Genomic DNA, 25,193 nt, shown 5'->3' on the forward strand with positions numbered 1-25,193 from the left:
CCCGTGTCTGTCATTCCTCCGGCCCCGGCTCGGCGATCGGGCGGGGCAACCCCCACTGGAGGCCTCACATGGCGCAACGCCGAACCACCCGCACCACCCGCGCGCTCTCCGGAGCCGGTGTCATCGTCCTCACGGCCGCCGCGGCCCTGCTCCCCGGCGCCGGCTCGGCCACGGCCGCTCCCGCCGCCGCGACCACCCCGGCCGCGGCCCGCGCCGCCTCCGCCGCTTCCCTCGTCGCACGACTGGGCGACCGCGCGGCGGGTTCCTACTACGACACCGTGGCCCAGCGGTTCGTCGTCGGCATCACCGACCCGTCCGCGGCCGCCCAGGTCCGCGCGACCGGCGCCGTTCCCAGAACCGTGCGCTACTCCACCACCCAACTGCGCGCAGTGCAGGGCACGTTGACCCAGCGTGCCCGGATCGCGGGCACCGCCTGGTCGATCGACCCCCGACAGGACAAGGTGGTCGTGACCGTCGACCCGACGGTCACCGGTGCCCAGCGTGCCCGGCTGAACTCCGTGGTGGACTCGCTCGGCGACAAGGTCGTCGTACGCCGGACCACCTCCCCGTTCAAGCCGCTCATCGCGGGCGGCGACGCCATCTGGGGCAGCAGCGTCCGCTGCTCCCTCGGATTCAACGTGACCGTGAACGGCGCGCCCTACTTCCTGACCGCCGGACACTGCGGCAACGCGTCGCAGACGTGGTCCGACTCGCAGGGCGGCGGAGAGGTCGGCCAGACCGTCGACTCGCAGTTCCCCGGCACCGACTACGCCCTGGTGCAGTACGACGACGGGAGCGGCGACCACGCGAGCGCCGTCGACCTCTACGACGGCAGCAGCCAGCAGATCACCCACGCCGCCGATGCGTACGTGGGTGAGTCGGTCACGCGCAGCGGCAGCACCTCGGGGGTCCACAGCGGGTCCGTCACCGGGCTCGACGCGACCGTGAACTACCAGGAGGGCTCGGTCTCCGGGCTCATCGACACCACCGTGTGCGCCGAGCCCGGCGACAGCGGCGGCGCGCTCTTCGACTCCGACGCGGCCATCGGCCTGACCTCGGGCGGCAGCGGTGACTGCACGTCCGGCGGTGAGACCTTCTTCCAGCCGGTGCCGGCGGCGCTGAGCGCGGAGGGGGCCACTCTTCCGTAACCGTCGGGGGTCCGCGACGTCAGCAGCGTCGCGTGCACGGTACGCCTCAACCGGCCCTCGTGCGGGGCCGGTTGAGGCCTCTCTCGGTTCAGGGCGCCGTCACCGGCGGGCTGCTCAGCGTGCCCGCCCGCCCCGGAAGACCCGGCGGACGAGGTGCACCAGCAACCAGATGACCAGGACGACGAAGAGGATCACGAGGATCACGACGACCAGGAGGAAGATGCCGAGCTTCTTGAGGAAACTCTTCTTCTTGGGCTTCGTCCTGCGAAGGTGGGTCGCGGACACGTGATGTGTGGAAGTGGTGCGCCTTAGGCGGATGGTGGAGACGGCGCCCGGACGTGCCGTTCCGGCGCGTACAGTGCCGGTGGTCGCCGCGGCTGTCGAAGTCGTCACGGCTGTCGTGGACTGTCGAGCGGCGCCCGGCGCGGCGGCGGCCGGTGTCACCGCCAGGCCGAGGCCTAGCAGCAGGGTCAGAAGTACGGTGGCGACGGGGCCCTTTCGGCCCGGTCGGTGCGTGATGGTCATTCATGCCCTCCCCGTGTGCGGTGCGGATGGAGTTGCTGTCTTGCGCAACGCCGCAACTATTATCGCGGCGGACAGTGATTCTTCCTCTCTCGGGATCTGGACGGGGTACTCATGCGCTACCTGGTACGCGACCGCATGCTGGCTTTCCACGAGGGGGCCTGGGTCGAGACGGAACACCGGGAGAAGCTCTTCAAGGTCAACCGCAAACTGCTGCGGCTGCGCACCACGTTCGACTTCGTCGACACCGAGGGCGAGCAGGTGGCCCGCATCGTCAAGAAGGCGCTCACCTTCCACCACACGATCCTCATCAAGCAGAACGGCGAGACCGTCGGCCGCATCAGCAAGCGGACCCTGCGGATCTTCAGGGACCGCTACAAGGTGACCCTGCGCGGCGGGCGCCGGCTGCGGATCGCGGGCAACCTCTGGGACCGCGAGTTCGACATCGCGGACGACAGCGGGACCCTGGCACACATATCGCGCCGCTGGTTCACCATCCGCGACGCCTACGCGGTCGACGTGATGAGCGAACCGGACTGGCTGCTGCTGATCATCCTCGCGGTGTGCGTGGACCACATCATCGAGGACGGCGAGGGGGAGCAGCTCACCAACCTCTGAGCCAGCCACCCCGCCGACCGCACACACCTCACCGTCAGCACATACATCACCGACCGCGCACACATCGCCGGTCGCACGCACCTCTGAGACGCTCGGACACCGACGCGCCGTTGTCACGGCGCCCAACCGGGGGAGAACAACCTCACCATGATGGGCCATTCGCATGCCGTGAGCGGCGCCCTGCTGTTCGCCGGCACCGCTCCCTACCTGCCGCCCGTGCTGCTGCACACGCATCTGTCACCCCAGGAGATCCTCATGGGCACGGTGCTGTGCGCGGGCGCCGCACTGCTGCCGGACCTGGACCACCACGACGGCACGATCGCGAACTTCCTCGGCCCGGTCTCCAAGATGCTGTGCCGGTTCGTCGCCTTCGTCTCCGGCGGCCATCGGCATGCCACCCACTCCCTGTTCTTCATCGCCTTCATGACCGCGGGCACGTGGGCCGGAGTCACCTATCTGGGACGGCCGTTCACGCTCGGCATGTGCTTCTTCCTGCTGGCGCTCGCGGTGCGTGCACTCAATCTCTGCCCGCCCGGACACGGCTTCCATGCCTGGGGCACCAACGTGGCGCTGGCCGCGCTGGGCACCGCCGCCATCGACAAGTTCATCCCCTCGGCACCGGGTTGGCTGCCCTACGCCGTCGGCCTCGGCTGCCTGGCCCATCTCCTCGGCGACTCCATCACCAAGCAGGGCGCGCCGTGGCTGTGGCCCCTCAGGACCCGCTACGAGATCGTGCTGATCAAGAGCAGCGGCAACAAGCTGGAGACCGAGATACTGACCCCCCTGATGGGCGCCGGGACGATTGCCCTCCTCTGGCTCACCGTGCTGTCGCCGCACCCCCTGCACTGAGACCGGCCGCCGGCGCCGACCACAGGCGTCGTGGGACGTACGGTGCTCAGACGAGGTCCACCCACGCTCCCCGCTCGGCCGAGCGCCCGATCGCGTCCAGCGTCACCGCGCTGGCCACGGCGTCCTCCAGGGTGGCGCCCACGGGAGTGCCCTCGGCGATGGAGCGCAGGAAGCGGTGGGCCTCGATCACCTTCAGATCGTCGTAACCCATGCTGCTGGCCGCCCCCGGCTGGAACGCGCCGTACTCGCCGTGGCCGGGGCCGACGTACACGGTGCTGACGGGCTGGTCCTGGTAGCTCGCGCCGCGGCTGACGCCGAGCTCGCCCATGCGGCGGAAGTCCCAGAAGACGGCGCCCTTGGTGCCGTGCACCTCGAAGCCGTAGTTGTTCTGCTCGCCGACGGAGACCCGGCAGGCTTCGAGGACGCCCCGGGCGCCGGAGGCGAAGCGGAGCAGACAGCTGACGTAGTCCTCGTTCTCGACCGGGCCGAGTTCGCCGCCGTCGGCGAGGCTGTGCCCCGCCGTGGTGCCGGTCGGGCGGGCCCGCTCCGGGACGAAGACCGCCGTGTCGGCGGTGAGCGAGGTGATCTCGCCGAGCAGATGACGGGCCAGGTCGACGCCGTGCGAGGCGAGGTCGCCGAGCACCCCGCTGCCCCCACGCGCGCGCTCGTAGCGCCAGGTCAGAGCGCCCTGAGGGTGGGCGGCGTAGTCGCTGAAGAGACGGATGCGGACATGGGTGACCGTGCCGATCTCCCCGGCGGCGATCAGCTCGCGGGCGGCCTCGACGGCGGGCGCGTTGCGGTAGTTGAAGCCGACGGTGCCCTGCACCCCGGCCTTGGCGACCGCGTCGGCCACGGCCCGGGCGTCCTCGGCGGTCAGTCCGACCGGCTTCTCGATCCAGATGTGCTTGCCGGCTCCGGCCATCGCGACGCCGATCTCGCGGTGCAGGAAGTTGGGGGCGGTGACGCTGACCGCCCGGACCCGGGGGTCGGCGGCCACCTCGCGCCAGTCCCGGGTGGCGGAGGCGAAGCCGTAGAGCCCGGCCGCCTCCTCCGCCCGGCCCGGTACCTCGTCGGCGACGGCAACCAGTTCCGGCCGTAGGGACAGCTGGGGGAAGTGGTGGTGCACACGGGCGTACGCCTGCGTGTGCACCCGTCCCATCCAGCCGAATCCGACGACCGCGACGCCGAGCGTGTTCACCATGAGCGCCCTTCTTTGGACCGTTCCAGAACTTGCGCACACCCTGAACGCCGGCTCTCGCAAATGTCAAGAGGGCTTTACAGGGTCGGGCAGAATATGGAACGGTCCAGACATGAGCAATCCGACCATCCGTGACGTCGCCGAGCGGGCCGGTGTGTCGAAGTCCCTGGTCTCGCTGGTGCTGCGCGGCTCGGCGGGGGTACGGCCGGAGAAGCGCGATGCCGTCCTGGCCGCGGTCGAAGCCCTCGGCTACCGGCCCAACGCGGCCGCGCGCAGCCTCAGCGAGCGGCGGACCCACACGGTGGGGGTGCTGCTCAACGACCTGCGCAACCCATGGTTCGTGGAACTGCTCGACGGCCTGAACGGGCGGCTGTACGACAGCGGGATGCACGTCCTGCTGGCCGACGGCCACCTCAACCGGCGGCTCGGCGAGGACCTCACCCGGACCTTCACCGAACTGCGCGTCGACGGCCTGATCGCCGTCGGCACGCTCCGGGACCCCGAGGCCCTGCGCACCGCGGTCGGCCGGATCCCCACGGTCGTCGCCGGCGCCCGGGAACCGGTGCTGTCCGGCGTGGACATCGTCGCCAACGACGACGAACACGGCGCCCGCCTGGCCACCGAACACCTCATAGGCCTCGGACACCGGCACATCGCCCACATCGCCGGCCGGGGCGCGGTCGGCGAACTGCGCCGGCGCAGCTTCGAGGCCACCATGGGCGAGCACGGACTCGCCGACACGGCGGTCGTGGAGCAGGGCGACCTCACCGAGGAGGGCGGCTACCGCGCCGCCGTCCGGCTGCTGAGCCGCCCGCAACGCCCCACCGCCGTCTTCGCGGTCAACGACATGACCTGCGTCGGCGCACTCTCGGCCGCCGAGGAGAGCGGCCTGCGGGTCCCGCGGGACCTCTCCCTGGTCGGCTACGACAACACCTACCTGTCGCGCCTGCGCCATCTGTGGCTGACCACCGTGGACAACGCCGGCCACGACGTGGGCCGCCGCGCCGCCCAGCGGCTGCTCGACCGGATCGCCGAACCGGACCGCCCGGCCGCGGTCGACCTCGCGACCCCGTCCCTCGAAGCGAGAGGTACGACCGCCCCACCGCGCACCGCCACCTGACAGTCATCCAGGAACCCCCTAGGTGTCACAAGCGTCGTGGAAGGGGACACGGGCCGCGAGTTCGGCCGCGAAGTGGCAGGGCCAGGCTCCCCGGTCGTGGTCGGTCGTGCCGAAGTGCTGAAGGACGCCCAGCAGTTCATGTGTCTCCGCCAGGGTGAACAGGAGCAGGCGCGGTCCGTGTGATTCGGGCGAGCCGATCGCGTGCTCAAGGAGTTCGTCCGTCTCGGGGGCACCGGGCACCGCTCGTGCGGTCGGCGGTACGGCGAGGGCTACGGCCGTACCGGCCCGCCCGCTCGGACGCCTCCTCCACGGCGGCGAACCCGATGGGGTGGCCGACCCCGCACGACGGGTGCCCGGCGTCGCCGCCTTCGGGCGCCGGATGCGAGGATGCGGTACATGGACACCGTCGACCGCTACAGCCTCGCGGCCGTCCGGCAGGTGATCCAGGCGGAGCGGCCGTGGACGACATCGCCATGCCGCTGTTCGACGCCGCTCAGACCACGTCGACGACAGCGGTGCAGCGCGTCATCGCGGTTCGTCCCCCGCCCCTCCAGGAGTTGCTGTGCACCAGTCCGACTCTCCCGTCGTCAGGGAGATCTCCGTCGCTGACAAGGACGCCGGGCCCTACGGCATCACGACCGGCCCCGACGGCGCGCTGTGGCTCACCTTCGTCCACAGCGGCAGCATCGCGCGTCTCGCCCTGGACGGCGAACTCAGGGAATTTCCCCTGGACATGCCGTCCTGCCGGCCCACCGTCATCACCCCGGGACCGGACGGAGCACTGTGGTTCACCCGGTCCCAGGACCACCGGATCGGTCGCATCACCACCGAGGGCGAGGCGGAGTCCTTCGGCTTGCCGACACCCGAGAGCGGGCCTTACGGCATCACTGCCGGTCCGGACGGCGCGCTGTGGTTCACGCAGATGAACACCGGCCGGATCGGCCGGATCACGAGCAAGGGGGAGATCGGCGAGTTCGCCCTCCCGGTCGAAGGCGCCTTTCCCGCGGCGATCACCAACGGCCCCGACGGAGCCCTGTGGTTCGCCCTCAACCAGGCGAACGCGATCGGCCGTATCACCACCGACGGCGACACCGCGCTGTACCCGCTGCCGACCCCGGGCGCCGCGCCCGTGGGTATCACCAGCGACGGCGCCGCCGTGTGGTTCGTCGAGATCGGGGCGGGACAGGTCGGCCGGATCTCGACGGACGGCCGGATCGACGAGTTCCCGCTGCCCGACCGCACGGCGAAACCACATGCCGTCGTCGCGGCCGCCACCGGGGACTGCTGGTTCACCGAATGGGGAGCCAGCCGGATCGGGCGGATCACGGCGAGCGGCGAGATCACCGAGTACGACCTGCCGTCACCGTCCTGCGAACCGCACGGCATCACCGTGGGCCCCGACGGCGCCCTCTGGGCGGCGCTGGAGACGGGCGGAGTCGCCCGGGTCGCGCCGTAGTCCCAGAGGCACCAGCGCTGTCACCTCATGCGGCATGCCGGGGGCAGGTGACGTCGCCGGCCGGTGGGCGGCCGGTCGCGAGATAGGCGTTCACCGTGGCATCCACGCAGGGGCTGCCGAAGACGCCGAACACCGCGTGCTGGTCCGCCCCGCGCAGGGTCACCAGGCGGGAGCCGGGCCAGCCGCGGCGGACCGCCTCGGCACCCTGGTAGACGGTGCGCGGGTCACCGGTGGCGTTCACGAGCAGGGCCCGCAGGTCGCTGCGGATCGTCGTCGGGCGCTCACGGGGCGGCGCCCAGAACGCGCACGGGTTGATGTCGTTCGCGACGGGAGCGAAGATCCGGTCGCGTGACCCGGCGCGGGTCAGATCGCGCCAGTACGTCTCCGCGGCGTGCGGGGCGGCCACGTCGCCGCAGAGGATCGACGTCTGGGCGCTGCCGTACGCGGAGTCGTGCCCGGTCAGCAGGAAGTCCAGCGAATCCGCCAGCCACGGGGACGGGGTGACGATACGGCCGTCGGCGGCCCGCCGCAGGTCCCGCACGGCCCGCGCGAGGTCGCCGTAGGCCGCGGGATTGTCCTGGGAGAGTCCGTTGAACACGAGGACGGGGACGATGTGCTCGTCCACCCGGTGGGCGCCGAGCCGCAGGGGTGTGCGGGCGGCGGCCGACCGGACCGCGTCGACGGTCGCCAGCACCGCGCTCCGGGTGCGTCCGAGGCCGTAGGCCGCGTCGTGCGCGGCGGCCCAGACGGCCCAGTCACCCAGAGCGTCGCGGTTGGCCTGCACCGCGCTCAGCAACAGCCGCGGACCGTAGCGAGCGGGATCTATCACACCGTCCAGGACCACCCGGTCGGTCCGGTCCGGGAACATCGTCGCGTACACCTGGCCGAGATAACTGCCGTACGAATAGCCGAGGTACGAGATCCGCCGTTCGCCGAGGGCGGCACGGATCACGTCCATGTCCCGGGCGGTGTTCCGCGTGGCGGCGTACGGGATCAGGTCGCCCGCGTAGGTACGGCAACGGCGGGCGAGGTCGGCTGAGAAGGCGACCATCCGGTCGAAGCCGGCGCGGCCTGTGCCCGCCCCGCGGAACATGCTGCCGGTGGGCCAGTGACAGTCCAGCGGGGTGCTCCGGCCGACGAAGCGCGGGTCCACGCCCACCACGTCGTAGCGTTTGCCGACGTCCTTCATCGCCGTGCGCACCCACGGCGGATCACTGATGGTCGCTCCGCCCGGGCCACCGCTGTTGAGCAGCAGTGCGCCGATGCGGTGGGCGGTGTCGGTCGCCCGGATCCGGGAGATCGCGACGGTGATCGTACGGCCGTCGGGGCGGGCGTGGTCCAACGGCACGGTGACGTCCGCGCATTGGGCACCGGCCTGCTCCAGCTCCTTGCCGGTGGCGTCGTCGGGTCCGAGCCGGCAGCTCTTCCAGTGGAGGCGCTGGTGGTCGTAGCGGGCGAGGGGACCGCCGGCGGACGCGGCGGTGGCGGACGGGGCGCTGCCCAGGGTGAGTACGCCCGCGAGACAGAGGGCGGCGGCCACGGCGCACCGTGCGGTACGGCGGCGCGAGCGGCGACCGGGGCCGCGTGGGGTGGGGGCGGTCATGCCGAGGTCCTTTCGGAAGGAAGCGCCTCGCAGAAGGCCGTGTCGACGACGTCGAGGAAGTCCCGTTCGGCCTGGAGCGTCGCCGGGATCCCGTTCAGGGCCACGGCGATGCTTCGGCCGCCGGGGCCGACGGCGACCAGGGCGCGGTGGCCGCCGGGCACGGTGCCCGCGTGACCCCACCAGGTCCCGCCGCAGGACAGAGGCGAGGAGATCAGCCCGAGCCCGTACCGGGCGCCGGGCCAGAGCCGGTCGGGACCGGCGGCCACCGTCCGCCGCATGTCGGCGAGTTCGGCCGTTGGCAACAGGCGCCCGCCGAACAGGGCGGTGCCGAACCGGATCAGGTCGGCCGGTGTGGACACCAGGGCCCCGCCGACCCCGCCGAAGGTCATGTTCCAGCTCGTGCCGTCGGCGCGGCGGCCGTCGTCCGTGGTGAAGTAGCTGTGGGAGTGCGGCCCGTGGAGGCGGGCGTCGTCACCGGGCCAGTACGTGTCGTGCAGCCCGAGGGGCGCGATGACGCGGCGGGTGATCTCCGACTCGGGGGAGCGGCCGGTGACCGCGCGGACGATCAGACCGGCGACGAGATAGTTGGTGGTCGAGTAGTGCCAGGTCTGCCGTGGCCGGGGCAACCGCAGGGCGTCCGCGATGAGTTCGCGCGGTGTGAAGTGGCGGTAGCGCAGCGGCTCGGGGTGGTCCCAGGCGGGCGCGTCGAGGTGGTCGGGCAGTCCGCTGGTGTGCTGGAGGAGCTGCCGGACGGTGATCCGGCGGCCGTCGTACCCATGCCCCCGGATCAGTCCGGGCACATACCGCTCGACCGGCGCGTCCAGCAACAGACGCCGCTCGGCGGCAAGTTGGAGGATGACCGTCGCGGTGAAGGTCTTGGTGACGCTGCCGACGCGCAGCCGGTCCGTGGTGTTCATCGGGCGGCCGGAGCGCAGGTCGGCCACTCCGTCCGTCGCGGTCCAGCGGGCGCAGCCTGCGTCCGCGCCGGCGCCGTCGGCGAGGACCGCGGCACCGGCGATCCGGTCGTGTACGACCAGGCGGTGCAGGGACCGGCGTACGGCGTCGTGGGTGCCGCAGGGGCGGGACGCACGAGGCGGTGGTGGAGTTTGGGCGGCTGCCATGGGTGCGGCGACCAGCACGACAGCCGTGGCCGCAGCGGTGGCGGTGGCCGCGAGGCCGGAACGTCCGCGGAGTACGCGGAGTACGCGGAGCAAGCGGAGTAATCGGTTCAGGAGGGGGATCGGCATGGGACAGCACGCTAGGCATCGGCCGGGACCTGATCACTCCGGCAGGCAGGAGGCTTCGGGGTGGGGACAGCGTCAGGGCCTGAGGGGGCATTACCCCCACGCGCCACGAGGCACTGGATTCGGTCATGTGCACCGGATGACCGCAACCCCGGGCCGCGGGCCGTCGTCGTAGGAGAAGCAAAGCAGGTTCAGGAGATGCCGGATCGGGAACGCGGCGGTGCCCGAGGGTTCGGGCCGGGCTGGGGGATGCACGTGGAAAGAGTGTGCGTGAACGGGCGGGGAGCGGGTGCGGTGACGCGGCGTCGGGGCCGGAGGCGGGCCGTCGCCGCCGTGGCCGGCTGTACGGCCGTGCTGGCAGCCGGTGCGCTGCTGGGGGTGCCCGGCACCGCACAGGCGGCGGGCACCACGACGGTGCCGGGGACGGCTTCCCCCGCCGTGCACACCATGCCCCTCGCCGGTGCCGTGCCGTCTGCCCAGGACATGACTGTCCAGGTGTGGCTGAAACCGGATCTGGCCGGTGCCGCCGCGTTCGCCGACGCGGTCGCCACGCCGGGCAGCGCCGAGTTCCACCACTACCTCGGCCCTGCCGCCTACACCGCCCGCTTCGGGCCGTCCGCCGCGCACGCCAGGGCGGTCGCGGCCTGGCTGAGCACCAAGGGCCTGACGGGGGTGCACATCAGCGACGGCCGTGACTACGTCTCGGCGACGGGGCCGGCGTCGACGGTCCAGTCGGCGTTCCAGATGCGGATCAACCGGTACCGGGCCCAGGACCCGCTCGGCGGGACCACGCTGATCCAGTCCAACGACCGCGACGTGTCGGTGCCGGCCCCGCTCGCGCCCGACGTCCTCGGGGTGACCGGGATGAGCGGCGCCCGGCCCGACACCACCCGGATCGCGGCCGTACCGCGGACGCAGACTCGTCCCCGGACACCGGCGCGGGCGCAGGCGCACGTCACGGCAGCGCCCAAGGCGCCGACCTGCTCCGGGTACTGGGCGCAGCACACGCACCCGCTCCACCCGGCCTATCAGGGGCTGAGTACGGCATCGCTGCCCGTGTGCGGGTACTCCGCCCGTCAGATCCGCGCCGCCTACGGGGCGACCTGGACGGACACCGGCAAGGGCCAGACCGTGGCCCTGACCGAGGACGAGGCACCGACCGCGATGTTCCGGACGCTGACGGAGTACGCGCGCACCAATCACCTGCCCGCGCCGAAACCCTCCCAGTTCCGGGAGGTCCGGGCCGGCAAGTCCTGCGGCACCGCCACGCGGGGCGCGGCGCAGGCGACCGCTGTGAACGACGAGGCGGAGATGGACTCCGAGGCCGTCTACGCCATGGCGCCCGGAGCCACCCAGCTGATGGTGGTAGGCGACGGCTGCGACGAGGACCAGGCCCTGCTCGACGCCGCCCTCTCCGTGCTGACCGGCGACGGCAAGCACCCCAGCGCCTCCATCGTCTCCAACTCGTGGCAGATCCCCCTGGGCATGGTGCCGGAGAAGACCGTGCACGCGATCGACGTGCGGGCCGCGGCCGAGGGAGTCGGCATGTACTTCTCCTCCGGTGACACACCCGGGCTGACGGTGACCGACTCCGACCCGTACGCGGTGGCGGTCGGCGGCACCAGCCTCGGCATCGGGGCGACGGACAACCGGGTCTTCGAGACCGGGTGGTCCAGCGACTACGGCTCCCTGGAGCACGGCAGGTGGAGCGACCTGGGCATCAGCGGGGGCGGCGGAGGCACGAGCCTCGTCCACGGCCAGCCCGCCTACCAGAAGGGCGTCGTCCCCGCGTCGATGTCACGTGTCCGCGTCGGCAAGCGGGTCGCCACCGACCGGGCAGTGCCCGACATCGCGGCCGACGCGGACCTCGACACCGGGCTCCTGACCGGGTACACCGAGTCGGGGAGCGACGGGAAGCCGGGGCCGTACCGGACCATGGTGAACGCCGGCACGAGCCTGGCGTGTCCGCTGATCGCCGGTCTGATCGCCGACGCCCAGCAGGGCCGGAAGACGGCGTTCGGCTTCAGCAACCCGCTGATCTACCGGCTCGCCGGCACCCGCGCGTACCACGACGTCCTGCCGGTCGACTCCCGGATGCCGCAGCAGAACAGGGCCGCCTACCTCGCGGCGGACGGCTCCGGCGGTGCCTCGGGCGTCGACGTCTTCGGCTCCCAGGAACGCGCCTCCACCGATCAGGTGGCCGCCAAGGGCTACGACACGATGACGGGCGTCGGCACACCGAACGGCGCCGCCTTCATCGCCGGGCTGCGCCGCGCCGCCCCCTGACCGGCCCGGCCGCCCGGTCACCTCGTCCACGCCCCAACTCCCGCTCCACGGCACCGACATCGGGCAGCGGTCGGCCGGCTCCCCGGCCGACCGTGCCGTATCCGCCATCGTGTCGCGTTCCGTGATCCCGTGATCACGTATGTGTGACAGTGGTGCTCGACGGCCCGGCAGCGGCGGGCGGCGAAGAGACGAGGAGTCGCAGTGGACACACGGCACCGTGGGCGGCCGGAGCTTCCGGTACCGGCCGATGTGTGGATGCTGGTGCGGGAGCGGCCCATCGCGCTGCGGCGGTCCACTGCCGAACTGGCAGGGGCGTTCACCGCCGCCTTCGGACCCCGCTTCGTCCTCTGGCACACCGACGAACTGCTCTTCGGCGTCCGAGGCGGCAGGCTCGTCCTGCACACCCTGGGCGGCGTCGACCTGCCGGCCCCGGACGTGGTGTGCGTACGCCAGATGCCCAGCTCCATGCGGAGCGACCGGGAGACGACCCTGCTACGCCACCTGGAGCGCATGGGCAGCACCCTCGTCAATCCGGCCGACGCCCAGCTGACGGCCGGAAACAAGGTGTGGCAGGTGCAGGAACTCGCCCTGGCGGGACTGCCGGTGCCCGACACGCTCTCGTACGCCACCGCCCCCCTGGACGGCGTCGTACACAGCCCGCATCTGCACACGCCGTGCGTGGTGAAGGCCGTCAGCGGCACCAAGGGCCGGCAGGTCTTCCTCGCCCGCGAGCGGGGCCTGCTGCGTGAGCTGTCCGGCAGTCTGGCGGCCGGGACGCCGTTCCTGTTCCAGGAGTACGTGGCCGGCTCGCACGGCCGCGCCCTGCGTGTCGTCGTGGTCGACGGCGAGCCGGTGGGCAGCGTCCTGCACGCGTCCCGGCACGGCGCCCTCGCCGCGAACATCGCCAACGGCGGCTCCGCCACGCTGTGCGCCGGCCGCCATCCGCAGGCGGAGGAGCTGGCGGTGCGCGCGGCCCGCGCCCTGGGCCTGGACATCGCCGGGGTGGACCTGTTGTTCGCGGCCGACGGCACCTTCACGGTCTGCGAGGTGAACGCCGTCCCGGGCTGGCGCCCGGAGATGACCGCGGTCGCCCCGGCGATCGTGGCCTGCGTCGCCCGCCGCCTGGCCGTCCGCCGTCGCGAGGCGGCGCAGGCACCTCACCCGGGCGCGCCCTGCCCGCCCACGAGACCGGCGGAGCGGCAGCAGGAGCCGACCGCGGTTCAGCCGAGCGCGGCGGACCGACGCGGCACCGCGATGCCGGCCGGGGAGTGAGACCCGGCTCGCCTCAGGTGACTTCCCGCGGCGCGGTCGGCGCTCAGGCGGTCGACGTCAACGCCTGAGCGACGGCCGTGATCGCCGGGGTGGGGCGCCCCGGCAGCCGCGCCAGGAGGATCCGGCGGACTTCGCGCGGCGCGCCCTCGACGCGCAGCAGGGTCACCCCGGGCGGCAGCACCGCCGACATGCGGGACGGCACCGTCGTCACACCGAAGCCGCCGGCGACCAGGTGAAGCTTGGTCAGCCAGTCGCGCACGGCATGGCTGACCCGCGGCCGGCCGGGCAGGCCGGGCCAGACGCCCAGCAGCGGTTCGGAGTTCGACGACGGGGCGGCGATCCAGGCGACGTCGACCAGCTCGTCGATGTGCACCGAGGTGCGGCCCGCGAACATCCCCGCTGTCCGCGCGGCCACGAGCAGTTCGGTGTCCTCCACCGTCTCGACGTGCAGGCGCGGCGACTCACCGTCCGGGGGCCGGTGGGGCGGCCGGGACGTCAGCAGGGCGAGGTCGATCGAGCCGGCGCGCAGCGCCCGGACCAGGCGGGGCGTCGTGCCCTCGCTCGTCGTGACCGTGACCTGCGGATGCCGGTCCGTGACCCGTGCGAGTGCGGTGGGCAGGAGCACCGCACCCGCGCTCAGGAACACGCCGAGCCGCACCCGTTCCCGTTGCGGTGCGGTCCCGGTCAGGTCGCGTTCCGCCGCGTCGAGGGAGTCCAGGATGGTGCGGGCGTGCCGCAGCAGGGTCAGCCCCGCGGACGTGAGCCGTACCCCGTCGGCGCGGCGCTCGAACAGGACGGCGCCCGCGCCGCGTTCGAGAGACGCGGCCTGCCGGGAGACCGCCGACTGGGTGTAGCCGAGGCGCGCGGCAGCCGCCGTGAAGCTGCCGGACTCCGCGATCTGCCGCAGGACGCGCAGGCCCGAAGTGGAGAGGTCCATGCGCCTTACGCATACCACGGATGCCAGATCCTCGCTTCCCGAATGCCCCCTCGGATTCCTAACCTCGACGACGCAGCACGAGGAACACCGAGCAGGCGATGGCAGAGACCACGAAGAGAAGCAACAGAGAGAAACACGGAGGTCCACACGTGCGCGCAGCAGTTCTGACGGATTTCGGCGCCCCGCTCGCGGTGCGGGAGCTGCCCGACCCCGAGGTGCGGGACGGCGAGGTGGTGGTCGAGGTGGTCGCCGCCTGCGTACTGCCCTACGCCGCCGAGGTGTTCAGCGGCGCCCGGAACTACCCCCTGGTCCCGCCCGTCGTACCCGGTACGGGCGGCGTGGGGCGCATCGTCCGTGTCGGCCCGGACGCCACCCGGCTGCGCGTCGGTGACCTGGTGTGGTGCGACCCGACGGTGCGCTCCCGGGACGACGCGCTGACGCCCGACATCACGCTCCAGGGCTGGAGCTCCCGGGGCGACGGCGGCGCCCGCCTGGCGCGCCATCTGCACCACGGGGCGTTCGCCGAACGCATGCGGGTCCCGACGGAGAACGTCTTCCCGCTGCCCGAGCCGGCGGGCGACGACCCGGCCCGCTGGGCCTCGCTCAGCGTGTACGGCATTCCGTACGGCGGGCTGCTGGCGGGCGGGTTCGAGGCCGGCGAGACGCTGCTCGTCAGCGGCGCGACCGGGAACCTCGGCAGCAGCGCGGTGGCGGTCGCGCTCGCGATGGGCGCGGGCCGGGTGATCGCCCCGGGCCGGAACCGGGCCGTCCTCACCCTTCTCACGGAGCGGTTCGGCCCGCGCGTACGCCCGGTGGAGCTGACCGGACAGGAGGACGCGGACCGCGCGGCGATGACCGCGGCGGCCGACGGCCCGATCGACATGGTCCTCGATCTGCTGCCGCCGAGCGCGCCCGGCACGGCGGTCCGCACGGCGGCCATGAGCGTGCGCGAGTACGGCCGCGTCGTCCTCATGGGCGGCGTCGGGATGCTCGGCGGGGCCGACCTCGCGGTCCCGTACCCGTGGCTCATGCGCAACTCGGTGACGGTGCGCGGCCAGTGGCTGTTCCCGCGCACGGCGAACGTCGGCATCATCCGGCTCCTCGCGGGCGGCACCCTGGACCTGGCGGGTGAACAGGTCCGCTCCTTCCCGCTCGATGCCGTCAACGACGCGATCGCCCACGCCGCCGTGCACGCGGGTCCGTTCGACCGCACCGTCCTCACTCCGGCCGCCGACGGACACGGTCGGCGACTCGCGCGCTCATGACCTGAACCGCGAAGGTGGTCAATTCGCTGCGAAATTGGCTGAGTTGCTGCCACTTCACCGGACGCCCGCAAGGGAGCGGCAGGCATGAGCCAGCAGCAGAAGACGTTCCGCGCCATCGAGGTCGGAGACGGCAGCGACGGACGATGAGCGGCCCACGCACAGGCGCTCTGGCCGGTCACCCAGGGATGGCTGACCGACGAAGGCCGTACCGCGCAGGGCGCCGAACGCGCGCGGAAGCTGTTCGAGACGCACATGCCGGAACTGGCCCCGGTCCTCGACCGGCTCGCCCGCAGACTCGACCGGCCCGACGGCGCGGCCTTCCTCACCCTCGCGGCCCTGCGGCCGTTCTTCTCCGGCTGCACCCAGACCGGAGCCACCGGCGCCCTGCTGCGCAACTACGACTCGACCCCCGACGACTGCGAAGGCACCATCGTCTCCTCCCACTTCCTCCGCCCCGTGATCGGCACGCAGGACGCGGCCTGGGGACTGCTCGACGGGATGAACGACGCCGGGCTCGCGGTCTCGCTCGCCTTCGGCGGACGGTTCCTCCGCGGCCCCGGCTTCGCCGTCCTGATCGTGCTGCGCTACGTGCTGGAGACGTGCGACACCGTCGGCGAGGCGATCGGCAGGCTGCGGGCCATCCCGATCTCCCTGCCGCAGAACGTCACCCTCGTCGACCCCGAACGGGCGGTGACGGTGTTCGTGGGGCCGGACATCCCGCTGACCGGGGCACCGGACGCCTGCGCCGCCAACCACCAGCACCTGCCGGTGCCCGACGAGCGGGAGCGGGTCTCCCGGACCCAGGAGCGGCTGCGCGCCGTCCGTGCGGCGGGCACGGACGTGTCGGCGATGCTGCGACCGCCGCTGTACCAGTCGCAGTATGAGGAGGGGTCAGGCACCGTCTACACCGCCCACTACCGGCCCTCCGAGGGCCGGGTGACCTACTACTGGCCCGGCGAGTCCTGGGCACAGTCGTTCGCCGGCTTCGCTCCAGGGGCCCGCACCGTGACGATCGGCCGGGCGGACTGAGCCCGGGGGCGGGGCGTGCCCCGTGGCACCGGGAGGAGCCCGGCGCCCGGACCGGGGGAGGGAGCGGAGCCCTCAGTAACCGCCCAGCAGGCGCCGTACCCTGCGCAGCGTCTCCGGGCCGGCGGAGCTGTGCCAGCGCGCCGGGTCCGCGGGGCGGCGGCCCCACAGCAGCAGGACCCGCGTGGCCGCGTCGCTCTCGATCGTGGCGGGGCCCTCGGGCGCGGCGAGCCGGATGGTGCCGGAGTCCGCGTCGGCGGTCACCACCACGTCGTCCGTGCCCGGCGTGCGAAGGCGTCCCTCGACCCGCCCCGCGGGCCCCGGCCGCAGCCCGGCCCGGCCACGCTCCAGCAGGGGCCGGCCGACCGAGGTCACGCTGTGTTCCGTCATCCACGGCTCGTCGAGCGCCCGCATCGCCGTAGGGTCGTCACCGGTCAGGTCCCAGCGGTGCAGGATCAGTTCCTCACGCATGTGCTCGGCGAAGAAGGGGGCCCTCACGGTCCGCCCGGCCCACCTCACCTCGGTGTCCGGGGGCAGCTCCTGCGCGGCAGCCGCCGCGACCTCGGCGAGTCGCTCGCAGCGGTTCAGGAACGTCGCCCACAGGTCGGGGTCGGACAGTCGCCGATGGGGATCCTCGCGATCAAAACCCCGGGTTTCCACCGGGGCGCCGTCGAGGAACGCCTGGAGGACCCGGGCCAGTTCCTCGGCATTGCCCGTCTGGTGGACCAGCACGTCCCGCACCGTCCACGCCTCGCACCACGTGCCGTCGTCGGGCCGCCTGGCCCGGACGGCCCGCACGAAGGGGACCAGCTCCGGCAGGGTCTCCTCGACCCGGGAGGGAATCACGCGCCATGGGTAGCCCGGACGACCGCCGCCCAAACCAGCTCCCGCTAGGCCGGTGCCGCGCGGCGGGGCCTTCCGTGGCAGGGCGGCTTCCCGCCTCTTCCTCGGCGGGCCCATCCGGCCCCGTACCAGCGAATGTCCCCGCACAGGGGTTGTCCTGACAATCCCGTCGCCCCTAGGGTCGCCTCGTACGGGGCAAGCGCTTTCCCCCAAGCGCTCGATAAGGCGCTCGACGTGGTGCTTGACTCCGTCTGCCGAGCCCTCAGGAGCGTTGCATGCCTCTCGCCGCACCACGCCGCCGCGTCGCCGTCATCGGCACCGGCGCCATCGTCACCGGCAGCCACCTTCCCGCACTCAGAGCCCATGCCGAGCGCGTCGAACTCGTCGCCGCCGTCGATGTGGACGAGGGCAGACTGGACGCCTTCCGGAAGGAGGCGGGGGCGCGGGTCGCCGGGTTCACCTCGACGGAGGCCATGCTCGACGCCGTACGCCCGGATCTGGTCCTCATCGGCACCCCACCCGCGCCGCACCGCGAGCAGACCGTGGCCGCGCTCGCGTCGGGTGCCTGGGTGCTGTGCGAGAAGCCGCTGTGTCTGTCGCTCGCCGAGTACGACGACATCGCCGCCGCCGAGCAGGCCTCCGGCGCCTACGCCTCGGTGGTCTTCCAGCACCGCTACGGCTCCGGTGCCGTGCACGCCAGGGATCTGCTCACGCGCGGCGAACTGGGCACCCCGCTGGTGGCGCACTGCCAGACCACCTGGCACCGGGACGCCGACTACTACGCCGTTCCGTGGCGCGGCCGGTGGGCGACCGAGGGCGGCGGGCCGACCATGGGGCACGGCATCCACCAGTACGACCTGCTGCTCCACCTGCTGGGGGAGTGGGAGGAGGTGCGGGCCATGGCGGGCCGGCTGGTCCACGACGTCGAGAGTGAGGACGTCTCCACCGCCCTCGTCCGGTTCCGCCGCGGAGCGCTCGCCACCGTCGTCAACAGCGTCCTGTCCCCGCACGAGGTCAGCCGCATCCGCATCGACTGCTCCGACGCCACCCTGCAACTGACCCACCTCTACGGCCACGGCAACGACGACTGGGTCTACACCCCCGCGCCGCACGTCGATCCCGAGCGCGCCGCGCTCTGGCACCCCCCCGCCGCCGATGTGCCCAGCTCGCACACCGCCCAACTCGCCACTCTCCTGGACGCGTTCGACCGCGGCGAGCGGCCCCCGGGCAGCGGCCCGGACGCCCGTGCCACCCTGGAGTTCGCCACCGCCCTCTACAAGGCGGCGTTCACCGGACAGCCGGTACGGGCGGGCGAGATCGGCCCCGGTGACCCCTACTACGCGGCCATGCACGGTGACCACCCCGACTGGGCCCCCAAGGAGCGCGCGTGACCATCCGAGTCAGCCACGTCCACGGCGAACACCTGGCGGTCGAAGCGGCGAACGGCACCGAGATCCTCCGCTACGTCTACCGCCCCGACCCGGACGCCTTCGAGGCCCGCAAGCCCTATGCCCACCCCGTGCGCACCCTCGCCGGGCGCACCGTGACCGGCTACCGGCCGAACGACCACCGCTGGCACAAGGGCCTGCAGATGACGGCCAGTCATGTGTCCGGGCAGAACTTCTGGGGCGGCAACTGCTATGTGCACGGCGAGGGCTACCTGTGTCTGCCCGACCGGGTCGGCTCGATGCGGCACGACGGCTTCACCGGCCTCACCGTCACCGACGAACGCCTCGACGTCACCGAGGAGTTGACCTGGATCGAGAACGGCGGCCGGGAGTGGGCCCGAGAGGTACGCGCGCTCGCCGTGCACACGGTGGACGAGAAAGCCGGCGCGTGGACCCTGGACTGGTCCATCCGCCTCACCAACACCCATGACAAGACCCTGCTGTTCGGCTCGCCGACCACCGCCGGCCGTGAGATGGCCGGCTACACCGGCCTCCAGTGGCGCGGACCGCGCGACTTCACCGGCGGCGGCGTGTTCACACCCGACTCCGAACCGGGTTGCGGCGCCGAGAAGGTGATGGGCTGTCAGGGACCGTGGCTGGCCTTCAGTACCGAGCACGACGGGACCGACGCGCACTCCACGCTCGTCTTCGCCCACGCCCCCGAGAACCTGGACGAGTCGTCCGCGATCCACGCCTCGCACTGGTTCGTACGCTCCGAACCGATTCCGACCGTCGCGTTCTCCTGGGCCTTCTTCGAGGAGTTCGCACTCCCGCCCGGCGAGAGCTTCGGCTACCGCTACCGGGTGGTCGTCGCCGACGGCGCCTGGGACCGCGAGCGCGTGAGCCGCCACCTGGAAGGCCTGCCATGGTGAACGAAGCCGAGCCCGGGCCGTCCCATCCGCTGCCCGGCGCCGTGGGCCTGTCCCATCTGAGTGCCTACGACTGGGAGGCCGCCGACGGTGTCTGCGGCGGCAGCCCGCATGTGCACCTGGTGTGCACCGAGGCGTACGTCGTCACCGGCGGCCGGGGCGCGGTGCAGACCCTGAGCCCCGACGGCTACCGGGACATCTCGTTGGCACCCGGCTCCCTCGCCTGGTTCACCCCCGGCACCGTGCACCGGATGGTGCAGGGCGGCGACCTGCGGATCACCGTGCTCATGCAGAACAGCGGCCTGCCCGAGGCCGGGGACGCCGTGTTCACGTTCCCGCCCGAGGTGCTCGCCGACCCTGATCGGTACGCGGCCGCCGCCACGCTCCCGCCGGGCACCGGCCCGGAGACCGAGGTGGCCGCCCGGCGCCGCCGGGACCTCGCGGTCGAGGGCTACCTCGGTCTGCGTGAACCTCTGATCGCCGGGGACAGCGGCCCGTACCGCGCCTTCCAGCAGACCGCCGCCCGCCTGGTCCGCGCCCGGGTGCCCGCCTGGCGCGAGCTGTGGCGGGCCGGCGCCCGCGCCGCCGCCGAACGCACCGGCGCCCAGCTCGACGCCCTGGAGGCCGGTGAGCCGGCCTACCTCGCGGCCGCGACCGCGTACCGGAGCGAACCGAGCCGACTGGGCGGTTTCGGGATGTGCGGGCGCCGCGACGAGTACGCCCTGCCGGGCACGACGCTGCCGTACGACGGCAGGAGGACGACCTGGGCGCCGGCCGGCACGCGGAGGAAGGGGTGACCTTGCGCCACCTGGGCCGTCGGCGGCGATGTAGCCGATGCCATGAGGCTGTCCCGCCCTGACCCGCACCGGTCTGCGCGGCGGCCCTTCACGGTCGCCCCACGGAGATCACGGTGGGTGCGGCACGCGTCGCGCTGCGCGCCTGCGGGCGCTGCGAGTCCCTCACCGGCCGCCGCCGACGGCTGGCGGGGGTGTCGCCAGGTGTCGGTCGCATGCGTTGCGAGGTGGAGAGATGGAATTGGCCCCCGCTGGTCCGCCTGCCCGGGATTGGCGGACCAGCGCCTTTGCGGGCGCCGTCGCGGGGTAACCGGAACCTACGCTTCTGGCGGGCGTGGCGGAAGACCTGTCCGCGTGTGGTCCAGGTCACATCATCCGGTCGGCATGTCACAGCCGGGCGGGCCGGCCGGTCCGCCCTGGTGACGACGGTGTTCCGGACGCCGTCCCGACACCGGAGGCGATCCCCATGGCCCGCATCTCGCTCGACCCGCCGCGCACCCTGCTCAACCGGATCAGCGAGTGGTACTCCAGGCGCACCTACGGCGCCGTCCTCGACCCCGTCCGCGCGCTGGCCCACAACCGCAAGGTCATGCTGACCGACGCGCGGATGGAGATGTCGCTCGCCAAGTGGAACACGCTGGACGCCCGGCTGAAGCTGCTCGCCGTGATGGCTGGCTCGCACGTGATCGGCTGCTCCTGGTGCACCGACTTCGGCTACTGGGAGGCCCGCAACGAGGGCATCCCGAGCGCGAAGCTGCACGCGGTACCCGTCTGGCGCGAGCGCCGTACGGAGTTCACCGAACTGGAGCTGGACGTCCTGGAGTACGCCGAGGCGATGACCGAGACCCGGCCGACCGTCACCGACGAACTGACGGCCCGGCTGATCGAGCGGCTCGGTGAGCCCGAGTTCGTCGAACTCACCGCGATCGTCGCCGTGGAGAACCTGCGCTCCCGGATGAACAGCGCCTTCGGCCTGACCGGCCAGGGCTTCTCGGATCGCTGCGCGGTACCGTCGCGTGCGTGAGCGCACTTGAACTCTTCGAGGAACACCGGCCGCAGCTGTTCGGCATCGCCTACCGCATGCTGGGCAGTGCCGCCGACGCCGAGGACATCGTCCAGGACGCCTGGCTCAGATGGAGTACGGTCGACGCCGACTCGATCACTCATCCCCGTGCGTACCTGTGCCGGATCGTCACCAACCTCTCGATCAACCGCGCGCAGTCCGCCGCCGTCCGGCGCGAGTCGTACGTGGGCCCGTGGCTCCCGGAGCCGCTCGTGACCGCGCCGGACGCGGGCGACGGGATCGAGCAGGCGGAGGCGATCTCGCTCGCGATGCTGGTGGTCCTGGAGACCCTGTCGCCACTGGAGCGTGCGGTGTTCGTCCTCAAGGAGGTGTTCGGCTTCGGCTATCCCGAGATCGCCGGGATGCTGGAGCGCACCGAGGCGTCCGTACGCCAGGTCGGCAGCCGGGCCCGCAGCCATGTGCAGGCCCGCCGGCCCCGCTACGACGCCCCCGCCGAGGTACGGCGCAAGGCCACCGACGAGTTCCTGGCCGCCTGCCTCGGCGGAGACCTCAACCGGATGATGACCCTGCTCGCCCCTGACGTGACCGCCTGGACCGACGGCGGCGGAAAGATCCGCGCCGCGCTGCGCCCGATCCACGGTCCCGACAAGGTCGCCCGCTGGATCCTCGGCGTCCTCGCCACCCACATTCCGGAGTTCGCCGTGCACGACGTGCTGGTCAACGGCCGTCCTGGCCGCCTCGTCACCTCGGGCGACCAGCCGGACTCGGTGGCGTGCATGGACCTCGCGGAGGACGGCACCATCAGCGCCATCCGGCTGATCCGCAACCCCGACAAGCTCACGCGCGTCCGTCTGGGCGACTGACGGCGCCGTGGCCGGTGGTTCCGCCGTACTACAACAGGCCGATGTTGGTGAGCGGGACGTTCCAGTCGTCGCTCTCGCTCTGGCCATGACCGTCCCGCGCCGCGGCCGGTACCGCGTACAGCATCAGTGCGGCGGCGACAACGGCCAGGACGGCGACGACACGACGCTTCACGATTCCTCCTCGACGGCGGCTGCGACCACCCTGCTCCGAACCGGCCGCTCCACCGGCCCAGCCACGCCGCCGGGCCGGTGGATTCAGCCGCTCGGAATCAGCCATGGGACGCTGTAACCGGCGATCAGACGCATGGAGAAGGCGGGTCTGCTGCGGCGCGAGGCACAGCCCGGCGCTGCCGCCGCCCCGCGCCACGTACTGAGCCCGACCGGCGGCGGCAGGCCGAGATCCGGCGCCGCCGGCGGGCGTTCCTCGGCGAACCCAGCAGCTTCTTCTACCGGGGCGACAAGCCCCTTCGGCGGCCGAGGTCGACGACCCCTTCCGCCGGGGCGTCCTGCTGATCGCGCGCGCCACGTCCGAGGCCGAGACGGCATGGCTGGAGCGGACGATCGCGGAACTGGAGCACGGCACCTGACCACTGCTCAGCAGGGCGGCCCGTACGGGAACTCCCGCACGCCTGTCACGGCCGGGGCAGGCCGTGAGTCGTCGCCTCGCGGGCCCCGGCGTGGCCGTCGCCGGGGCCCGGGGCGATCAGGAGTGGGCCTTGAGGAATTCGAGGAGGGCGGTGTTGACCTCGTTCGGGCGTTCCTGCTGTGTCCAGTGCCCGCAGCCGGCGAGCTCGATCGGGTCACGCCACAGGTTGGGCATGAGGTGGGGAAGCTTCGCGATGAGTTCGGGCGTGCCGGGGAAGGCCGGGACGAGGTCGCGGTCGCCGTACATGTACAGCGCCGGCGGGGTGACCGTGGCGTTCTGCCAGGCGGCGGTGAGCTCCCAGTTGCGGTCCAGGTTGCGGTACCAGTTGAGGGCCCCGGTGAAGCCCCCGGAGAAGCTCTCCGTGAGCGCGTCGAGGTCCTCCTCGGTGAACCAGTCCGGCAGTACCTCCGGGTCGGGCAGCTTCTCCAGCCAGCCGTGGCCGTGCTCGATCAGCGGCTGCGTGACCTTGCCGTCGGACCGGGCGGAGCCGGAGGCGGAGTAGAAGAACTTGCGCAGCGTGGTGCGCACGTCCCGGGCGAACTCGGCGTCGGCGACCCCGGGCCGGTTGAAGTAGTTCCAGTAGAAGCGGCCGTCGAACCGCTTCTCCATGGCGGCCAGCGGCGGCTGCGCGCCCCGGAAGGGCGGCGGCACGCTCAGACCGGCAACGCCGCGGACCATGTCGGGACGCAGCAGCGCGGTGTGCCAGGCGACGGGGGCGCCCCAGTCGTGCCCGACGACGAACGCCTTGTCCTCGCCCAGCGCCTGGATCAGCCCGACGACGTCGCCGACCAGGTGGAGGATGGTGTAGGCGTCGACCTCGTCGGGGTGGTCGCTGCGTCCGTAACCACGCTGGTCGGGGGCGACCACGCGGTAGCCGGCGTCGGCCAGGGGGCCGAACTGGTGGTGCCAGGAGTGCCATGACTCCGGGAAGCCGTGCAGCAGCACCACCAGGGGGCCGCTGCCTTGCTCGGCGATGTGGAGGCGGATGCCGTTCACGTCGATCATGCGGTGCTCAACCATGGCACGAGCCTACGCTCGTCGTGATCTTCGGTCACCGCCCCCGGACACGGAGGTCACCCGAACCCTCAGCAGATGCGGGGCAGCTGTTCCCCCAGGGGCATGTCCACCACGCGGGTGCCGCCCAGGCCCGTGGCCGAGACGACCATGCCCGGGTGGTCGGGCACGCAGCGGCCGACGGCCACCGCCTCCTTGCCCAGAGGGTGGGCCCGGAGCGCTGCCAGGCAGGCGTCCGCCCGGTCCGGGGGCACGAAGGCGACCAGCTTGCCCTCGTTGGCGACGTACAGGGGATCGAGGCCGAGCAGGGCGCAGGCGTTGGCGACCGTGTCCGGCACGGGGAGCGCGTCCTCCTCCAGGGCCACCCCGACGCCCGACGCGGCGGCGATCTCGTTGAGGGTCGTGGCGAGGCCGCCGCGGGTGGGGTCGCGCAGCACATGGATGTCCGGGCAGGCGGCGAGCAGGTTCGCGACCAGGTCGCCCAGCGGAGCGGTGTCGCTCTCGATCTCCACCCCGAACTCCAGGCCCTCGCGGACGCTCATGATGGCCACCCCGTGCACCCCGATGGCACCGCTGACCAGGATCACGTCGCCCGGCCGGGCCCGGCGCGGGTGGATGTCGACGCCGTCGGGGATGCGGCCGATACCGGCGGTGTTGATGAACACGCCGTCCCCGTGGCCGGCTTCGACCACCTTGGTGTCACCCGTGGCCACGGTCACCCCGGCCGCGCGCGCCGCCGCGCCGAACGCCTCGGCCACCCGTGCCACCACGGCCAGTTCGACGCCCTCCTCCAGGATGAACCCGCAGGACAGGAAGAGCGGCCGGGCCCCGGCCATGGCGAGGTCGTTGACCGTGCCGTTGACCGCCAGGTCACCGATGCTCCCGCCGGGGAAGAACAACGGCCGCACCACGAAGGAGTCGGTGGAGAAGGCGAGCCGTTCGCCGCAGGCGGGCAGCCGTGCGGAGTCGCCCAGTTCGGACAGCACGTCGTTGCCGAAGGCGGGCACGAAGAGGTGCTCCACCAGCTCGGCCGACAGGGTTCCGCCACCCCCGTGGCCCATGACGATGCGGTCGTGGTCGCGCAGCGGAGCGGGACAGGTCCAGCCGGAGAAGTCGGCCGGCGCGTACGCCGGACCGGTCGCGTCGAG

At 72.5% G+C, this 25,193-nt stretch carries 23 protein-coding genes and 2 pseudogenes; 15 read left to right on the forward strand and 10 right to left on the reverse strand.

Annotated features, from left to right (window positions below; all coding sequences use genetic code 11):
* The first annotated feature begins 68 nt into the window (after window positions 1-68).
* Window positions 69-1,148, forward strand: a complete 1,080-nt coding sequence (locus BIV25_RS07150) for a S1 family peptidase (RefSeq protein ID WP_071371293.1) — start codon at window positions 69-71, stop codon at window positions 1,146-1,148.
* A gap of 114 nt (window positions 1,149-1,262) precedes the next feature.
* Here the strand turns inward: BIV25_RS07150 and BIV25_RS07155 are convergent, their stop codons facing one another.
* Entirely contained in the window at window positions 1,263-1,673 is a 411-nt protein-coding gene (locus BIV25_RS07155) for a hypothetical protein (RefSeq protein ID WP_071371294.1), read from the reverse strand.
* 111 nt (window positions 1,674-1,784) lie between these two features.
* Here BIV25_RS07155 and BIV25_RS07160 point away from each other — a divergent pair, with 111 nt between their 5' ends.
* Both BIV25_RS07160 and BIV25_RS07165 read left to right on the forward strand, forming a co-directional pair.
* Window positions 1,785-2,288, forward strand: coding sequence for an LURP-one-related/scramblase family protein (locus BIV25_RS07160; protein ID WP_071371295.1), 504 nt, complete (start codon window positions 1,785-1,787; stop codon window positions 2,286-2,288).
* Between the two features lie 147 nt (window positions 2,289-2,435).
* The gene (locus tag BIV25_RS07165) at window positions 2,436-3,137 is read left to right on the forward strand and encodes a metal-dependent hydrolase (protein ID WP_071371296.1); all 702 of its coding nucleotides are present in this window, start codon (window positions 2,436-2,438) and stop codon (window positions 3,135-3,137) included.
* 46 nt (window positions 3,138-3,183) lie between these two features.
* Here the strand turns inward: BIV25_RS07165 and BIV25_RS07170 are convergent, their stop codons facing one another.
* Window positions 3,184-4,338 (reverse strand): Gfo/Idh/MocA family protein, encoded by a 1,155-nt coding sequence (locus BIV25_RS07170; protein WP_071371297.1) that lies wholly within the window; start codon window positions 4,336-4,338, stop codon window positions 3,184-3,186.
* A 109-nt stretch (window positions 4,339-4,447) separates the two neighbouring features.
* On the opposite strand from BIV25_RS07170, the gene BIV25_RS07175 reads away from it, so the two are divergent.
* Complete coding sequence (locus tag BIV25_RS07175; protein WP_071371298.1) at window positions 4,448-5,455, forward strand: LacI family DNA-binding transcriptional regulator; 1,008 nt, start codon at window positions 4,448-4,450, stop codon at window positions 5,453-5,455.
* 18 nt (window positions 5,456-5,473) lie between these two features.
* Here the strand turns inward: BIV25_RS07175 and BIV25_RS07180 are convergent, their stop codons facing one another.
* Entirely contained in the window at window positions 5,474-5,695 is a 222-nt protein-coding gene (locus BIV25_RS07180) for a hypothetical protein (RefSeq protein WP_071371299.1), read from the reverse strand.
* 322 nt (window positions 5,696-6,017) lie between these two features.
* Here BIV25_RS07180 and BIV25_RS07185 point away from each other — a divergent pair, with 322 nt between their 5' ends.
* Window positions 6,018-6,911: a virginiamycin B lyase gene (locus tag BIV25_RS07185; RefSeq protein WP_071371300.1), complete on the forward strand. Its 894-nt coding sequence runs from the start codon at window positions 6,018-6,020 to the stop codon at window positions 6,909-6,911.
* A 25-nt stretch (window positions 6,912-6,936) separates the two neighbouring features.
* Here BIV25_RS07185 and BIV25_RS07190 read toward each other — a convergent pair whose 3' ends face one another.
* Together BIV25_RS07190 and BIV25_RS07195 are read right to left on the reverse strand one after the other, a co-directional pair.
* Window positions 6,937-8,514, reverse strand: a complete 1,578-nt coding sequence (locus BIV25_RS07190) for an alpha/beta hydrolase (protein WP_071371301.1) — start codon at window positions 8,512-8,514, stop codon at window positions 6,937-6,939.
* Entirely contained in the window at window positions 8,511-9,650 is a 1,140-nt protein-coding gene (locus BIV25_RS07195) for a serine hydrolase domain-containing protein (protein ID WP_371273000.1), read from the reverse strand. Before BIV25_RS07195 ends, BIV25_RS07190 begins: the two co-directional genes overlap by 4 nt.
* 402 nt (window positions 9,651-10,052) lie before the next feature.
* Here BIV25_RS07195 and BIV25_RS07200 point away from each other — a divergent pair, with 402 nt between their 5' ends.
* Together BIV25_RS07200 and BIV25_RS07205 are read left to right on the forward strand one after the other, a co-directional pair.
* Window positions 10,053-12,044: a protease pro-enzyme activation domain-containing protein gene (locus tag BIV25_RS07200; protein ID WP_256255649.1), complete on the forward strand. Its 1,992-nt coding sequence runs from the start codon at window positions 10,053-10,055 to the stop codon at window positions 12,042-12,044.
* Between the two features lie 201 nt (window positions 12,045-12,245).
* Window positions 12,246-13,316, forward strand: coding sequence for a RimK family alpha-L-glutamate ligase (locus BIV25_RS07205; RefSeq protein ID WP_071371302.1), 1,071 nt, complete (start codon window positions 12,246-12,248; stop codon window positions 13,314-13,316).
* A gap of 43 nt (window positions 13,317-13,359) precedes the next feature.
* Here BIV25_RS07205 and BIV25_RS07210 read toward each other — a convergent pair whose 3' ends face one another.
* The gene (locus tag BIV25_RS07210) at window positions 13,360-14,253 is read right to left on the reverse strand and encodes a LysR family transcriptional regulator (RefSeq protein WP_071371303.1); all 894 of its coding nucleotides are present in this window, start codon (window positions 14,251-14,253) and stop codon (window positions 13,360-13,362) included.
* Window positions 14,254-14,402: 149 nt separating this feature from the next.
* Between BIV25_RS07210 and BIV25_RS07215 the strand changes: the two genes are divergently transcribed.
* Window positions 14,403-15,518 carry an alcohol dehydrogenase catalytic domain-containing protein gene (locus BIV25_RS07215; protein WP_177235176.1) on the forward strand — a complete coding sequence of 372 codons (1,116 nt, stop codon included), beginning with the start codon at window positions 14,403-14,405 and terminating at the stop codon, window positions 15,516-15,518.
* Window positions 15,519-15,695: 177 nt separating this feature from the next.
* Window positions 15,696-16,547 (forward strand): annotated as a pseudogene (locus tag BIV25_RS07220) (C45 family autoproteolytic acyltransferase/hydolase); the annotation flags it as partial.
* Between the two features lie 72 nt (window positions 16,548-16,619).
* Here BIV25_RS07220 and BIV25_RS07225 read toward each other — a convergent pair.
* Window positions 16,620-17,390 carry a maleylpyruvate isomerase N-terminal domain-containing protein gene (locus BIV25_RS07225; protein WP_218158443.1) on the reverse strand — a complete coding sequence of 257 codons (771 nt, stop codon included), beginning with the start codon at window positions 17,388-17,390 and terminating at the stop codon, window positions 16,620-16,622.
* A 272-nt stretch (window positions 17,391-17,662) separates the two neighbouring features.
* Between BIV25_RS07225 and BIV25_RS07230 the strand changes: the two genes are divergently transcribed.
* From BIV25_RS07230 to BIV25_RS07250, 5 genes are all read left to right on the forward strand, one after another.
* The gene (locus BIV25_RS07230; protein WP_071371304.1) at window positions 17,663-18,778 is read left to right on the forward strand and encodes a Gfo/Idh/MocA family protein; all 1,116 of its coding nucleotides are present in this window, start codon (window positions 17,663-17,665) and stop codon (window positions 18,776-18,778) included.
* Window positions 18,775-19,707 (forward strand): PmoA family protein, encoded by a 933-nt coding sequence (locus tag BIV25_RS07235; protein ID WP_071371305.1) that lies wholly within the window; start codon window positions 18,775-18,777, stop codon window positions 19,705-19,707. The genes BIV25_RS07230 and BIV25_RS07235 overlap by 4 nt, the downstream gene beginning before the upstream one ends.
* Window positions 19,701-20,501: a cupin gene (locus BIV25_RS07240; protein WP_071371306.1), complete on the forward strand. Its 801-nt coding sequence runs from the start codon at window positions 19,701-19,703 to the stop codon at window positions 20,499-20,501. Before BIV25_RS07235 ends, BIV25_RS07240 begins: the two co-directional genes overlap by 7 nt.
* Before the next feature lie 463 nt (window positions 20,502-20,964).
* Entirely contained in the window at window positions 20,965-21,522 is a 558-nt protein-coding gene (locus tag BIV25_RS07245; RefSeq protein ID WP_071371307.1) for a carboxymuconolactone decarboxylase family protein, read from the forward strand.
* Window positions 21,519-22,385: an RNA polymerase sigma-70 factor gene (locus BIV25_RS07250; RefSeq protein ID WP_071371308.1), complete on the forward strand. Its 867-nt coding sequence runs from the start codon at window positions 21,519-21,521 to the stop codon at window positions 22,383-22,385. The genes BIV25_RS07245 and BIV25_RS07250 overlap by 4 nt, the downstream gene beginning before the upstream one ends.
* 28 nt (window positions 22,386-22,413) lie before the next feature.
* On the opposite strand, the gene BIV25_RS50825 is transcribed toward BIV25_RS07250, so the two are convergent.
* A complete protein-coding gene (locus tag BIV25_RS50825) occupies window positions 22,414-22,557 on the reverse strand; it encodes a hypothetical protein (RefSeq protein WP_177235177.1) in 144 nt (47 codons plus the stop codon).
* 117 nt (window positions 22,558-22,674) lie between these two features.
* Here BIV25_RS50825 and BIV25_RS52440 point away from each other — a divergent pair.
* Window positions 22,675-22,972, forward strand: a pseudogene (locus BIV25_RS52440) (PadR family transcriptional regulator); the annotation flags it as partial.
* Window positions 22,973-23,088: 116 nt separating this feature from the next.
* Here the strand turns inward: BIV25_RS52440 and BIV25_RS07255 are convergent.
* Both BIV25_RS07255 and hypE read right to left on the reverse strand, forming a co-directional pair.
* On the reverse strand, window positions 23,089-24,051 hold the full coding sequence (locus BIV25_RS07255; protein ID WP_256255650.1) for an alpha/beta fold hydrolase: 963 nt from the start codon (window positions 24,049-24,051) through the stop codon (window positions 23,089-23,091).
* A gap of 65 nt (window positions 24,052-24,116) precedes the next feature.
* The gene (hypE, locus tag BIV25_RS07260; protein WP_177235184.1) at window positions 24,117-25,106 is read right to left on the reverse strand and encodes a hydrogenase expression/formation protein HypE; all 990 of its coding nucleotides are present in this window, start codon (window positions 25,104-25,106) and stop codon (window positions 24,117-24,119) included.
* Window positions 25,107-25,193: the final 87 nt, after the last annotated feature.

The sequence above is a fragment of the Streptomyces sp. MUSC 14 genome (genome assembly GCF_001866675.1).
GTDB lineage: Bacteria > Actinomycetota > Actinomycetes > Streptomycetales > Streptomycetaceae > Streptomyces.

Bases quoted from the DNA above. Each gene is read 5' to 3' on its own strand.
- BIV25_RS07165 (WP_071371296.1), top strand. From the start codon at position 2,436: ATGATGGGCCATTCGCATGCCGTGAGCGGCGCCCTGCTGTTCGCCGGC.
- BIV25_RS07170 (WP_071371297.1), bottom strand. From the start codon at position 4,338: ATGGTGAACACGCTCGGCGTCGCGGTCGTCGGATTCGGCTGGATGGGA.
- BIV25_RS07190 (WP_071371301.1), bottom strand. From the start codon at position 8,514: ATGACCGCCCCCACCCCACGCGGCCCCGGTCGCCGCTCGCGCCGCCGT.
- BIV25_RS07230 (WP_071371304.1), top strand. From the start codon at position 17,663: ATGCCTCTCGCCGCACCACGCCGCCGCGTCGCCGTCATCGGCACCGGC.
- hypE (WP_177235184.1), bottom strand. From the start codon at position 25,106: ATGGGCCACGGGGGTGGCGGAACCCTGTCGGCCGAGCTGGTGGAGCAC.
- BIV25_RS07175 (WP_071371298.1), top strand. From the start codon at position 4,448: ATGAGCAATCCGACCATCCGTGACGTCGCCGAGCGGGCCGGTGTGTCG.
- BIV25_RS07150 (WP_071371293.1), top strand. From the start codon at position 69: ATGGCGCAACGCCGAACCACCCGCACCACCCGCGCGCTCTCCGGAGCC.
- BIV25_RS07155 (WP_071371294.1), bottom strand. From the start codon at position 1,673: ATGACCATCACGCACCGACCGGGCCGAAAGGGCCCCGTCGCCACCGTA.
- BIV25_RS07245 (WP_071371307.1), top strand. From the start codon at position 20,965: ATGGCCCGCATCTCGCTCGACCCGCCGCGCACCCTGCTCAACCGGATC.
- BIV25_RS07160 (WP_071371295.1), top strand. From the start codon at position 1,785: ATGCGCTACCTGGTACGCGACCGCATGCTGGCTTTCCACGAGGGGGCC.
- BIV25_RS07210 (WP_071371303.1), bottom strand. From the start codon at position 14,253: ATGGACCTCTCCACTTCGGGCCTGCGCGTCCTGCGGCAGATCGCGGAG.
- BIV25_RS07240 (WP_071371306.1), top strand. From the start codon at position 19,701: ATGGTGAACGAAGCCGAGCCCGGGCCGTCCCATCCGCTGCCCGGCGCC.
- BIV25_RS07255 (WP_256255650.1), bottom strand. From the start codon at position 24,051: ATGGTTGAGCACCGCATGATCGACGTGAACGGCATCCGCCTCCACATC.